Below are 12,894 nucleotides of genomic sequence, written 5' to 3' on the forward strand. Positions count from 1 at the left end.
TCGGTGCTTGTGCACGGGTTCTGCTGTTGGTTAATTGGTTCGTTGACAATAATTTTAAAATTCTCATGCCGATGCCTAAAAGCGGAAATTTTGGCATCATTTTGCCCGTTAAATCAAAAATTATAGACAAAATGGCGGATTTATTCGTAATTTTGGCACTATGTCGAGTCCCATTTTTATTCATACACAAGCGGAGTTTGAGCGTGCCATTGAGCGATTAAACCACTTCCCAGCCATAGCGATTGATACTGAATTTGATAACAATCATTATGCCTATGGCTTTACCCTTTGTTTGTTTCAAGTAGCTACCCCCGATGCGTGTTATTTGATTGACCCCTTTGAGGTAAAAGACTTGTCGGCGCTATGGCGCGTGGTTGAAAATCCTGCCGTTGAAAAAGTAATACACGACAGTGGCGAGGATTTTCGTCTACTTTATCTTCACGGATGCTCCCCCCGTAATATTTTCGATACAAGCGTGGCCACTAAGCTGCTTTGTTTTGAAAAAATTGGCTTGGCAAGTGTCTTGGGTGAAGTACTAGGGATTGAATCTAGTAAGAAAAAGCAACAAAGTAATTGGCTCAAACGCCCGCTCTCCGATTTGCAGCTTGAGTATGCGGCCAACGACGTCATTTATCTTCTTGAACTTCGCGACAAATTAACCGAACGCCTTCAGCAGCAAGAACGCTGGGAATGGTTTCAGCAAAGCATGGTGTTTTTGGAAAACAAAAGCTACGTTCCCAAAACACGCAATACCTTTTTGAGCTCCAAAGAACAGCGCGATTTTAGCCCGTTTGACCAACATATTTTAAGTGAATTATATCGTTTTCGCGATGAGCAAGCGCGTCGTTTTGGAAAGCCAACTTACCAAATACTTACCGATGCGCAAGTACACCAAATCCTCGTTGACCCAACAACGCTCACCAACTGGCTACAGTTAAAAGGATTAAATCCGCGTATGCAAACTCCTTGGGCAGTGGACCAACTCAAACAAGTTATCCACCAAGCCAAAGCCGAGGGAACGAAGCGCCAACTTCTACAAGAACGGGTAAAACCCAGTCCGCAAGAATTTGCCGAAATGCAGCAACGCGCCACCCGAAGCAACGCCCTGCGCGAAGGAACCTTTTTACCGATGAAGCGTTGGATTGAAGAAAAATACGGGTCGCTTTTTGTTCCTTATATTCTCAGCAATGAGGTCATTAGTACGCTTATCGCGGGAGAATTGAAACTGACCGACATTGGTCCACCGTTTCAGCAAGCCATCATCCGCGAGGCTGCTTCGGCGCTTTCTATTGATGTTTCCGCTTTTTGTTAAATTCATAATTAGTTTTTATATTTGGTTATGACAACTACTCCCGTTCAACGACCCAAACGTCTTAGAAAAGTTCCTGAGTTTCTCATCAAAGAGGTCCTCGACGGGAAAGAAGTGTACTATAAAAACTATCGAAAGGTACTATTTGGACAGCATACATTCGAGAATATCATGGGCAGCAGTAGCCTTCAAACACTTGTCATCAATTACATACAGCGGATTTTACTAAAGTTTCTTGATGAAAATTCTTTTTTTGTTTTTTCGGGAGAAGTCGGATTGCATTTAGATCATTCAAATAATCTATCAGCTGATTTGTTGGTTTATAAAACAGAACAAATAACAAAATTTGACAAATATTACTTTAATATACCACCAATTGTACAAATAGAAGTAGATATTCAGATTGACAATACGCATTTTACTGACAATGAATACCTCACCCGAAAAACGCAAAAGCTTCTTGATTTTGGGGTTGAAAGGGTTTTATGGGTATTAACTTCCACCCAGACTATTATCGTAGCAGAACCTCACCAAGACTGGCGCATCATCAATTGGAACAAAGATGTCTTACTCCTCAATGACATCTCCATAAATATTGGGGCCTATTTAGCTAAGATGAATGTAGAATTATAAACATGAAAATTCATCGGCTTGCGTTTGGGTTGGTAGGCGTTATAGCCGCTGGCTTCATCAGTTATTTTGTCTTGTTTCCGCAGGTTTGGTATTGCCAATGGGTTGGTTATTCTGATTTTAAAGCACTCAACGCTCACTTTTACGTCAGTCCAAAATCCTTTCCCAAACACCACCAATACGCCCAAAAAGTAGTGGCAGAAGCCGAAAAACGAATTCAAAGCTTTTGGGGCGGCCGACAGGGGAACCCTACGATCATTGTTTGCTACGACCCGCAAGAATATGCAAAGTTTTGCCACAGCGACGAAGGAGCAGGTTGTAGCATTGGCACACCGTGGGGCGCTTCTTATGTGGTACTCAATTTGGACGGTATCAATACCGACGTTATCGCCCACGAAATGTGTCACGATGAACTCTTTACGCGGCTCGGTTGGTGGAAAACTACCCAGCAAATTCCGCAGTGGTTCAACGAAGGGCTTGCTTTGATGGTTGATTATCGTTTTGTAGAAAACAATCCTCCCGCCCAGCGCTACTTAGATTACAAAGATGAATGTGATTATATCTCAAACGGGGGGCAGGTCACGCTCACGCTTACCGAAATTAGCTCAATGCGCGGCTTTTTTACGGGTCCTGAAGGCCGTGTTATGTTGGCCTATATGACTTCGGGAATGGAAGTGTCTCGCTGGCTCGCCGCCGCAGGACAACCTGCCATCCCCGCTCTCATCAAACACCTCCGTGATGGCCGTGATTTTCAAGACGTTTATCAACAGTTAGAAGCTCATAAACAGCCGTAATCCATTTTATGGGTTCATTTTTAGTTTCAAAAACTCAGCCGTGTAGTTATTTTCTAGCGCCAACATACTCTCAGGCGTACCCGCAAACGTAATGTAGCCGCCCTTGTCTCCCCCTTCTGGCCCCAAATCAATGATCCAATCGGCCGATTTTATGACTTCGACGTTGTGCTCAATAACAATCACGGTATCTCCCTGATTGACCAGCGCATTGATGGATTTTAACAGTTTTTGAATGTCGTGAAAATGGAGCCCCGTGGTCGGTTCGTCAAAAATAAAGAGCGAACGCCCTTGATTAGGGTTCGATTTGCTCAAGAAGAAGGCCAGTTTTACCCGTTGGGCTTCACCTCCTGAAAGGGTATTAGAAGATTGCCCCAGCTTGATGTATCCCAGCCCCACGTCTTTCAATGGTTGAAGACGATCGGCCAATTTAGGTTCTTCTTGCTGGAAGAACTCAATGGCTTCGTCAATCGTCATATTTAAAATATCCGAAATATCAGCTGAGTTTCCATCGGGACGTTGATAGCGGACATCCAGCACTTCTTGTTTGAAACGCTTTCCACCACAACCTTCACATTTGAGGTAAATATCGGCCATGAACTGCATTTCAATTTTTACTTGACCTTCACCTTGGCAGGTTTCGCAGCGCCCACCCTCGACGTTGAAAGAGAAATGAGAAGGTTTGTACCCCCTGGCTTTGGCCAAGGGCACATCGCTCATCATTTGGCGAATGTAATCATAAGCTTTGATGTACGTAACGGGATTGGAACGAGACGATTTTCCGATGGGATTTTGATCCACCATTTCTAAGTTATCAATTCGCTCAACGCTCCCCGTCAGGTTGGCGTATTTGCCCGCATCTTCGTTGTATTCTCCTTTTACGCGAGCCAAGGCGGGGAATAAAATCTTCCGAATCAGCGTCGATTTTCCCGAACCCGACACCCCCGTCACGACCGTCAGCGTCCCCAACGGAAATTTCACGTCCACGTCTTTCAGGTTATTTTCTTTGGCTCCCGTCAACTCCAACCAATGCGTCGCTTTCCGACGGAAGGTGGGAACTGGTACTTGGTCGCGGCCTGTGAGGAAATCGATGGTGTGGGATACAGGTACTTGGTCGTCGTTCTGTCCTCGTAATTCGTCATTATTAATTTCCTCCCAACTCCCCTGCCAAACCACTTCTCCACCCAAATTTCCTGCATCTGGGCCGATGTCGATGATTTGATCGGCGGCGCGCATGACTTCTTCCTCGTGTTCAACCACAATTACGGTATTGCCCATGTCGCGCAGTGACTCCAACACACTTACTAACTTTCGGGTATCACGCGGGTGAAGGCCAATGCTTGGTTCGTCCAAAATGTACATTGAACCTACCAAGGCACTACCCAATGACGTTGCCAACTTAATCCGTTGAAATTCTCCGCCTGAAAGCGAATTAGTAAGACGGTTGAGCGTCAAATAACCTAGCCCCACGCGGTTCATGTATTCCAAACGGTTTTCAATTTCAATCAAAATTCGTTTGGCCACGCCGTATTGAAAATCGGGTAAAGTGAGGTTTTGGAAAAATTGTAACACCTCCGAAATTGGCATCAAAACCAAGTCAGTAATGGAAGTACCATTTATTTTTACGTAACTCGCATCCTGACGCAAACGAGAGCCTCGACATTCGGGGCAGTTGGTTCGACCTCGGTATCGCGACAACATCACACGGTATTGTACTTTGTGCGTCTGCGATTCTAAATGGTCAAAAAAGGCCGTTAGACCCTCAAAATAGCTATTTCCCGTCCAAAGTAACGCTTTCTGGTCTTCGGTTAAATCTTTATAAGCACGATGGATGGGGAAATCAAAACGGATACCGTGACGAAGCAAAGGCGCTAACCATTCGCTCATTTTTTCGGAACGCCAAGGGGCAATTGCTCCCTCAAATACCGAAAGATTTTTATCGGGAATCACCAGTTCGGGGTCTAGCCCCAGTACTTTTCCAAAACCTTCGCAGCGTTTGCAAGCGCCGTAAGGGTTATTAAAGCTGAAAAGATTAACGCTAGGTTCTTCAAATTTTAGCCCATCTAATTCAAACTTATCAGAAAACGAACGTTTTTCTCCGCCGACCACTTTTATCCAGCACAACCCTTCTCCTTCAAAAAAGGCCGTTTGTACCGAATCCGAAAGACGGAAAAGCGTATCTTCGTCCTCGTGCTTAATGGCCGCTCGGTCCACCAAAATAAATAGCTCCGTTCCCTCCAAAGCTCCTTCAACGTTGCCTTCTTCCAGTAGTTCCTCAATCGAACGTGTTTCGTCACTTACCACGATTCGCGTATAGCCTTTGGAAAGTAGAATGGTTAATTCTTGTTCGAGCGTACGATTTTCTTTGATGATAAGCGGCGCCAAAACCATTGCCCGCGTCCCTTCCTCGTGGCCCATGAGGTAATTGACCACGTCGGTCACCGTGTCTTTGCGCACAATTTCTCCCGAAATAGGCGAGTGAGTTACCCCAATTCGGGCAAAAAGTAATTTCAAATAATCGTAGATTTCAGTGGTCGTCCCCACCGTTGAGCGTGGATTTCGGGTATTGACTTTCTGTTCGATGGCTACCGCAGGCGAGATTCCCTTGATGTAATCCACTTCGGGCTTTTCCATTCTCCCCAAAAACTGACGGGCATAACTGCTCAAGCTTTCGACGTACATGCGCTGGCCTTCGGCAAAAAGTGTATCGAACGCCAACGATGATTTGCCCGACCCCGACACACCCGTTACAACAACGAGTTTGTTTCGTGGAATGGCCACATCAATATTTTTGAGATTATTTACTCGCGCTCCTTTGATGAGGATAAATTTTTTGGGGTCTAGTCCTTCAAAATCAGAAGAAGATACAGTCGGATTACTTGTCGTTTGATTCATTGGGCTGGTTTGCAAAACTCACAAAAGTAGGGAAAACGGCTCCGATATACTAACAATCGCTGAGGTGAGTTCTGGGGTTATAACAAAAAATCGGAGCAATTTGTCTCTTGACAAACTGCTCCGACCGAAAGAATGTTTGATTGACTGCTAGTATTGTTCCAATAAGTACTTAATGACGTCCGTAGTGGTCACAATTCCAACGAGTTGACCATTTTCTATAACTGGCAAGGCGTGGTATTCTTCCGAAGCTAGAATTTCTGCCACTTCTCTAATACTCAAAGCTGCCTCTACCGTACGAGGTTTCTGGGTCATTACTTGTGAAATACTCAACATTTCCAAAATGGCTTCGTCCGCGCCTTCTTGATTTTCAAACAACGAACTGAAGGTCAAACGATTGATGTCGGTACTGCTGATGATTCCCACCACGTCGTGGCCTTCCAATACTGGAACGTGTCGAATGTGGTTTTTCTTTACTAAGTCAATAACATCATGCAAATCGTCGGAAACTTGAACAGTGGCTACGTTTTTGGTCATGATGTGCGAAATTGGTTCTCTTCTTTTCATTGGGAGGATTGATTTATTGTGATGAACAATAGTACCCTCTTTTTGACAGAACCTTTATGACCAATACTACCGTTTTACCCTGCTTTTAATCATGTTTCCCAAAAATCGCTTATGGTAGTATCACGCGGTCAATAACGTGAATAACGCCGTTGGTAGCAACAACATCAGCCGAAGTGACTGTGGCATTGTTTGTTCCGTTTCCAGCTCCACGCACTTGTACTGTCGAACCCAATGTCACGGTAAGTGGTGCTTGGCCTGCCGACGCAACTGTACCTGCTACGAGGTTGGTAGAAAAAACTCGGCCAGCTACAACGTGGGCAAGCAATACGTTGGTCAAGGTAGTCAAAGTAGCGCCGCTTGCTGCATTAATCGCATCAATGCTGTTGAACGGAGTAGCTTGAAAGGCCGCATTGGTAGGAGCAAATACTGTGTAAGGCGAGCTACCTGTTAACACGGCAGTTACCGTTGCACCCACTGCTGGATTTGCTTGAATCACTTTGTTGAGCGCCGCTACCAAAAACGTAAAGTTGGTATTTCCCTGCGCCACTTGGAGCAAGTTGCCCGCAGGTGGCAACAAAACGCGGTTGATTACATGGATAACCCCGTTGTCAGCAGCGACATCAGCGGCTACTACTCGAGCTCCGTTGATAGACACCCCGCCAGTGCCTTTCGTAATGTACGCTTTTCCTCCACTCAACGTAGTCACTTCTGTGTTGCTTGCCGTAGGGAGGTCGGTTGAAAGGTTTTTTGTTGCTAAAACGTGGTACTGCAACACCGCTTTGAGCGTATTTACATCCAAACCATTAACCGTGGCAAGGTCTAATCCAGACGCCGTAAATGCTGCATCGTTTGGTGCAAAAACGGTCAAAGTACCTGCCCGCAACGCATCGGCTAGTCCAGCACGGCTCACAGCTGCCCGTAAGATTGTGAAGTCATTGTTTTGAAGAACTACGTCAGTAATGGTGTTGGAAGTAGGCTCATCTTTCTCACAGCTCATTAAGAAGAGGCTGCTCACTAAAACTGTCAATGCCAGTGAAACTGTTTTGAGTGTTTTCCAATAGATGTTCATAGTTTGAAAAAAGTTTGAAAATGGAATGGGTAGATAATTGTTTAAAAACACCTATATAACTTTTTGTCTAAGGCAAATTGTTTAACTTTTACTAAAAAAAATTAAACAAATAATAGGCTCAAGCAAAAAAATAGGGCTTTCGAACAAGTCGAAAACCCTATTTTTCAAGTATTTATGAGCTACCCTTACGCTTCTACCTGTGCGTATTCTTCTACTGGAATACAGGCACAAATTAAGTTACGGTCGCCGTAAGCCGAATCAATACGGCTTACACTTGGCCAAAACTTATTGAAACGCAAGTGAGGCAATGGGAAGACCGCTTTCTCACGACTGTACGGGCGCTCCCAGTTTTCGGTCAACACAATGCGAGCCGTGTGTGGTGCATTTTTCAGTACGTTATTTGCCTTGTCAGCCACACCTTCTTCCACTTCACGGATTTCGGCACGGATACTCAACAATGCGTCGCAAAAACGATCTAATTCCGCTTTTGATTCGGATTCGGTCGGCTCAATCATCAACGTACCTGCCACGGGGAACGACAAGGTTGGTGAGTGGAAACCGTAATCCATCAAACGTTTGGCAAGATCTTCGGCTTCGATACCTACGGCTTTGAAAGGACGGCAATCCACAATCATTTCGTGTGCACAACGTCCGTTGGTTCCCGTGTATAAAATTTCAAATTGCCCTTCCCCCGACAAGCGTTGCTTGATGTAGTTGGCATTAACGATAGCCATTTTGGTCGCATTCGTCAATCCTTCACCTCCCATCATGGCGATGTAGGCATGGGAAATGGTCAGAATGCTTGCCGAGCCATAAGGTGCCGCAGAAACAGCCCCAGCCCCCCCAATGGGGGAGTTATTTGTTCCCCCATTGGGGGTTAGGGGGCTGTTAACGTGCCCTGGCAAGTGCGGCACCAAGTGCGCTGCTACGCCAATAGGCCCCATCCCTGGGCCACCACCACCGTGAGGGATACAGAATGTTTTGTGTAAGTTGAGGTGACACACGTCCGCCCCGATGGTTGCAGGACTTGTAAGTCCTACTTGGGCGTTCATGTTTGCACCGTCCATATAGACTTGTCCACCATGACTGTGGATAAGTGAACAGATATCAATAATACTTTCTTCAAACACCCCGTGGGTTGACGGATACGTCACCATCAAACACGAGAGTTCGTTACTGTATTGTTCCGCTTTTGCTTTCAAGTCTTCAACGTCAATGTTTCCGCGCTCGTCACACTTTGTTACGACTACCTTCATTCCTGCCATTACTGCCGAAGCTGGGTTGGTACCATGCGCCGACGACGGAATCAAGGCCACGTTACGGTGACTTTCTCCGCGCGCTTCGTGATAGGCACGAATCGTCAAAAGACCTGCGTATTCACCCTGCGCTCCTGAGTTAGGTTGAAGTGACATAGCGGCAAAACCTGTGATTTCACAAAGCCAGTCATTTAAGTGCTTGAACAACAACTGGTACCCTTCCGTTTGGAACGTGGGAGCAAAGGGGTGCATCTTGCCAAACTCTGGCCAAGTCACTGGAATCATCTCGGCCGTTGCGTTGAGTTTCATCGTACAACTTCCCAACGAAATCATCGAGTGAACCAATGATAAATCTTTGTTTTCCAACGACTTCAAGTAACGAAGCATGTCATGCTCTGTATGATAATTGTTGAAAACAGGATGCGTCAAATATGCCGATTCCCGCGCTAAGTTGGCAGGCAACGATACTTCTACTTCGTCAGGAACGCTCATTTCGATACCTTCACCCGACGCAGTTGCAAACAAATCCAACAATTCAATCAAGTTGGCAAATGTTTTCGCTTCATCAAACGATACTCCTACCGAACCATTGGCATTGTAACGCAAATTGATACCGCGCTTACGAGACTCTTCTTCAAGCTGTTGTGCATTACGAACATTGACCGTCACGGTATCGAAGTAATTTTGTGTCGCTACTTCGTAACCCATTTCTGAAATGGCATCCGCAAATGCCTTTGTCAAGCCTTGGATTTTTGAAGCAATGCTTTTTAAACCTTCTGGCCCGTGATAAACCGCATAAGCAGCGGCCATCACCGAAAGTAATACTTGGGCGGTACAGATATTTGAGGTAGCTTTTTCACGGCGAATGTGCTGCTCACGCGTTTGCAACGCCATGCGCAACGCACGGTTTCCTTCTGTATCTACCGACACGCCAATGATACGCCCTGGAATCTGACGTTTGTAGGCATCCTTGGTGGCAAAAAACGCTGCGTGTGGCCCGCCGTATCCCATCGGAACGCCAAAACGTTGTGCTGAACCGACTACTACGTCTGCTCCCATTTCACCTGGGGCTTTCAACAACGTAAGGCTCAACAAATCAGCAGCAACCGCCACAAAAATGTTTAATTCGTGGGCAGCGGCAATAAAGTCAGTATAATCAATGACCTCTCCGTCGGTAGCAGGGTATTGCACCAACACTCCAAAAATGGCAGGGTCAGTCAAATCAACCTTAGAGTGGTCGCCCACTACGACGTTGATATCCAACGGAGTAGCACGCGTATAAATCAAATCAATGGTTTGTGGGTGGCAACGCTCCGACACAAAAAACGTTTCCGCTTTCTTCTTAGCTCCTGTACGCAAGCTATGAAGCATTGTCATTGCTTCGGCCGCCGCCGTGGCTTCGTCTAAAAGCGAGGCGTTGGCAATCTCCATTCCCGTCAAATCAATCACCGCTGTTTGGAAATTGAGCAACATCTCCAAGCGTCCTTGCGCAATCTCTGCCTGGTACGGTGTGTAAGCCGTGTACCATGCAGGGTTCTCCAAAATATTACGCAAAATCACGTTAGGAACAATCGTATCGTAATAACCCGTACCGATGTATGACTGGTAAATGCGATTGAGGCGGGCGACTTTTTTCAAGTCATTGAGGTACTCAAACTCCGATTTGGGAGCGGGCAACTCAAGCGGTCTTGCTAAACGAATAGCAGCAGGAACGGTTTGCTCAATCAACTCATCGACAGTGCTTACTCCGATGGTCTTTAGCATTTCTTGTAACTCTTCGGGACGTTGGCCGTGGTGACGGCGCTCAAAGGATTCTTGTTGGTGAAGACTGATTTTCATCCGATTTATCAGAGCGGTCTATTGTGTGTAAGATTTCGCAAAATTAGTCAAAAAAAAGGGTCTTTGTTGCGCCCTTTTCTTGGAAAAACAAAAACTGAAGGGTAAAGTTTGCGTTTTGGTTTTCCTATTTTACTTTTTGTGGTTAAGATGAGACTATTTCACAAAATCATTGCAACACGCAACGTTTCACGTTACATTTGTGTTCTATGATTATCAATTACCGACACAAAGGGCTAGAATTGTACGCAACCAAAGGTGACCGTTCCAAGTTGCTCGCTGCACATATTCCAAAAATTCGACTGATTTTAACGCGTCTGGATGCCGCAAGTAGTCCTGAACAAATGAATCAAGTTGGGTATGGGTTTCATGCCCTAAAAGGGGACTTGAAAGGTTTTTATGCGGTAAAAGTATCTGGGAATTGGCGCATCATTTTCCGTTTTGAAGGTGAAAATGCAATGGATGTAGATTACTTAGACTATCACTAAACAAAGAAAACATGGCTTTATTTGACCCCGCCCATCCTGGCGAACTAATCCGAGAAACATTAGAAGGCTTACGCGAAGAAACCGGACAAAAACTAACTATTGCTGAAGTAGCAGAAGGATTAGGAACAACACGTAAAACACTATCGGCAATTATCAATGGCAAACAAAGTGTCAGCCCTGAAATGGCCATTCGATTGGGTACTGCTTTTCCAAACACAAGTGCTGAATTTTGGTTGAAAGCACAAGAAAACTACGACCTCGCAAGAGTACGGCCTAAGGTTGATACAAGCCATATTCGGGTTTTCTGGAATCCAGCAGGTCTAAATTTCAAACCAGTTTAGCGATTAGATAATAGAAATCTTCCAATAATTCATGAAGGATATACTTTACGCAACAGTCGTCTCCCTGTGCTTATACTGCCAAGTGGCCTTTTCTCAAAATGCGACTTTGCAAATCGACCTTAACAAAGAAATTGGCCCCATGCACCCTGCATGGGCGTGGTTTGGATACGACGAGCCCAATTATACCTACATGAAAGACGGCAAAAAACTGCTGTCTGAGCTTTCGGCGCTTAGTCCCGTACCCGTTTATGTTCGTGCTCACAACCTACTAACCACAGGCGACGGCACTCCCGCGCTCAAGTGGGGCTCGACCAACGCCTACACCGAAGATGCCCAAGGAAATCCTGTGTATGACTGGACAATTGTGGATAAAATTTTTGATACGTACGTCGAACGAGGGATGAAGCCGATGGCTCAAATTGGATTTATGCCCGAGGCACTTTCAACCAAGCCCCAGCCCTACCGCCACCAATGGGCGCCTGGCCAGCACTATACTTCGATTTTTACGGGTTGGACGCACCCTCCTAAAGATTACGCCAAATGGGCCGAATTGGTCTATCAGTGGGTAAAACATTCGGTAGAACGTTACGGCAAAAAAGAAGTAGAAAGCTGGTATTGGGAACTATGGAACGAACCCGATAGCCCTTACTGGGGCGGTACGGTGCAGGAATATTGCAAGTTGTACGATTACTCAGTCGATGCCGTTCGGCGCGCACTGCCAACGGCCAAAATCGGCGGCCCTCACGTCACAGGCCCTGCGGGGCGTCGTGGTGGTGATTTTTTGAAAAAATTCTTGAAACACTGTGTTTCTGATACCAATTATGTGACGGGTAAAATCGGCACTCCCCTCGATTTTATTGCGTTTCATGCCAAAGGGGCACCCAAACTTGTCAATGGCCATGTACAAATGAACATGGGAACGCAGCTTCGCGATATTTCAACGGGTTTCCAGATAGTCGCTTCTTTTCCCGAGTTAAAGCACTTACCCATCGTCATCGGAGAGTCTGACCCCGAAGGCTGTGCAGCCTGTGGCATGAAAACCGACCCGCAAAATGCCTACCGCAACGGCACCATGTATTCAAGCTACACCGCCGCGTCTTTTGCCCGAAAATACGCCTTGGCCGACCTCCATCAAGTCAATTTTAAAGGCGCCGTCTCGTGGTCATTTGAGTTTGAAGACCAACCCTGGTTTTATGGTTTCCGTGATTTGGCCACCAACGGCGTGAACAAACCCGTACTGAACGTATTTCGGATGTTTGGCAAAATGAGCGGTCAACGCGTAGATGTTAAAGGAAACTTCATGTATCCCACCTTGACGGTTCGGGATTCGAGCGTACGAAGAAGTACACCTGATATTGGCGGATTAGCCGCAAAAGATAAAAGAAAAGCGTCGGTCATGCTTTGGAACTATCACGATGACGATATCCCCTCTGCTATGGCCAATGTTGAGCTAACCTTCAAAAATATTCCTGCCAAAAAAGTCAAAATCACCCACTACCGCATCGACAGCCAACACAGCAACAGCTACGAGGTCTGGAAAAAAATGGGTTCTCCCGCCAACCCAACACCCGAACAAATCAAGGAACTGGAGAAAGCGGGGCAGTTAGCGAAGCTAGGCGCCCCTCAAACCCAAACCGTTCAAAATAATCAGCTGATTATTACCACTTCTTTGGAGCGTCAAGGAGTGGGATTGGTGACGTTGGAGTGGTAAATTG

Annotated in this window: 10 protein-coding genes; 6 read left to right on the top strand and 4 right to left on the bottom strand. The window is 45.9% G+C overall.

Annotated features, from left to right (window positions below):
* Positions 1 to 160: 160 nt before the first annotated feature.
* Genes DTQ70_RS21205 through DTQ70_RS21215 form a run of 3 tightly spaced genes read left to right on the top strand, consistent with a single transcriptional unit; the run spans position 161 to position 2,733 of the window.
* Positions 161 to 1,312 (top strand): ribonuclease D, encoded by a 1,152-nt coding sequence (locus DTQ70_RS21205; RefSeq protein WP_122932666.1) that lies wholly within the window; start codon positions 161 to 163, stop codon positions 1,310 to 1,312.
* Positions 1,313 to 1,339: 27 nt separating this feature from the next.
* The gene (locus tag DTQ70_RS21210) at positions 1,340 to 1,942 is read left to right on the top strand and encodes a Uma2 family endonuclease (protein WP_122932667.1); all 603 of its coding nucleotides are present in this window, start codon (positions 1,340 to 1,342) and stop codon (positions 1,940 to 1,942) included.
* A gap of 2 nt (positions 1,943 to 1,944) precedes the next feature.
* Positions 1,945 to 2,733: a hypothetical protein gene (locus DTQ70_RS21215; RefSeq protein WP_122932668.1), complete on the top strand. Its 789-nt coding sequence runs from the start codon at positions 1,945 to 1,947 to the stop codon at positions 2,731 to 2,733.
* A 6-nt stretch (positions 2,734 to 2,739) separates the two neighbouring features.
* Here the strand turns inward: DTQ70_RS21215 and uvrA are convergent, their stop codons facing one another.
* The 4 genes from uvrA to gcvP all read right to left on the bottom strand — a co-directional run bounded on the left by uvrA (position 2,740) and on the right by gcvP (position 10,353).
* A complete protein-coding gene (uvrA, locus tag DTQ70_RS21220) occupies positions 2,740 to 5,625 on the bottom strand; it encodes an excinuclease ABC subunit UvrA (RefSeq protein WP_122932669.1) in 2,886 nt (961 codons plus the stop codon).
* 147 nt (positions 5,626 to 5,772) lie between these two features.
* Positions 5,773 to 6,189: a CBS domain-containing protein gene (locus tag DTQ70_RS21225; protein WP_122932670.1), complete on the bottom strand. Its 417-nt coding sequence runs from the start codon at positions 6,187 to 6,189 to the stop codon at positions 5,773 to 5,775.
* Between the two features lie 109 nt (positions 6,190 to 6,298).
* On the bottom strand, positions 6,299 to 7,258 hold the full coding sequence (locus DTQ70_RS21230) for a fasciclin domain-containing protein (protein ID WP_122932671.1): 960 nt from the start codon (positions 7,256 to 7,258) through the stop codon (positions 6,299 to 6,301).
* A 185-nt stretch (positions 7,259 to 7,443) separates the two neighbouring features.
* Positions 7,444 to 10,353: an aminomethyl-transferring glycine dehydrogenase gene (gene gcvP, locus DTQ70_RS21235; RefSeq protein WP_122932672.1), complete on the bottom strand. Its 2,910-nt coding sequence runs from the start codon at positions 10,351 to 10,353 to the stop codon at positions 7,444 to 7,446.
* 206 nt (positions 10,354 to 10,559) lie between these two features.
* Between gcvP and DTQ70_RS21240 the strand changes: the two genes are divergently transcribed.
* From DTQ70_RS21240 to DTQ70_RS21250, 3 genes are read left to right on the top strand one after another with little or no spacing between them, the layout of a single operon-like run.
* The gene (locus tag DTQ70_RS21240; protein ID WP_122932673.1) at positions 10,560 to 10,838 is read left to right on the top strand and encodes a type II toxin-antitoxin system RelE/ParE family toxin; all 279 of its coding nucleotides are present in this window, start codon (positions 10,560 to 10,562) and stop codon (positions 10,836 to 10,838) included.
* A gap of 11 nt (positions 10,839 to 10,849) precedes the next feature.
* Positions 10,850 to 11,179 (top strand): HigA family addiction module antitoxin, encoded by a 330-nt coding sequence (locus tag DTQ70_RS21245; protein ID WP_122932674.1) that lies wholly within the window; start codon positions 10,850 to 10,852, stop codon positions 11,177 to 11,179.
* A 31-nt stretch (positions 11,180 to 11,210) separates the two neighbouring features.
* On the top strand, positions 11,211 to 12,890 hold the full coding sequence (locus tag DTQ70_RS21250) for a GH39 family glycosyl hydrolase (RefSeq protein ID WP_122932675.1): 1,680 nt from the start codon (positions 11,211 to 11,213) through the stop codon (positions 12,888 to 12,890).
* Positions 12,891 to 12,894: the final 4 nt, after the last annotated feature.

It is taken from the genome of Runella sp. SP2 (assembly GCF_003711225.1).
In the GTDB taxonomy this organism is placed as follows: domain Bacteria; phylum Bacteroidota; class Bacteroidia; order Cytophagales; family Spirosomataceae; genus Runella.

Coding starts and splice junctions, on each gene's coding strand:
- DTQ70_RS21240 (WP_122932673.1), top strand. CDS start 10,560: ATGATTATCAATTACCGACACAAAGGGCTAGAATTGTACGCAACCAAA.
- DTQ70_RS21225 (WP_122932670.1), bottom strand. CDS start 6,189: ATGAAAAGAAGAGAACCAATTTCGCACATCATGACCAAAAACGTAGCC.
- DTQ70_RS21245 (WP_122932674.1), top strand. CDS start 10,850: ATGGCTTTATTTGACCCCGCCCATCCTGGCGAACTAATCCGAGAAACA.
- DTQ70_RS21230 (WP_122932671.1), bottom strand. CDS start 7,258: ATGAACATCTATTGGAAAACACTCAAAACAGTTTCACTGGCATTGACA.
- DTQ70_RS21210 (WP_122932667.1), top strand. CDS start 1,340: ATGACAACTACTCCCGTTCAACGACCCAAACGTCTTAGAAAAGTTCCT.
- gcvP (WP_122932672.1), bottom strand. CDS start 10,353: ATGAAAATCAGTCTTCACCAACAAGAATCCTTTGAGCGCCGTCACCAC.
- DTQ70_RS21215 (WP_122932668.1), top strand. CDS start 1,945: ATGAAAATTCATCGGCTTGCGTTTGGGTTGGTAGGCGTTATAGCCGCT.
- uvrA (WP_122932669.1), bottom strand. CDS start 5,625: ATGAATCAAACGACAAGTAATCCGACTGTATCTTCTTCTGATTTTGAA.
- DTQ70_RS21205 (WP_122932666.1), top strand. CDS start 161: ATGTCGAGTCCCATTTTTATTCATACACAAGCGGAGTTTGAGCGTGCC.
- DTQ70_RS21250 (WP_122932675.1), top strand. CDS start 11,211: ATGAAGGATATACTTTACGCAACAGTCGTCTCCCTGTGCTTATACTGC.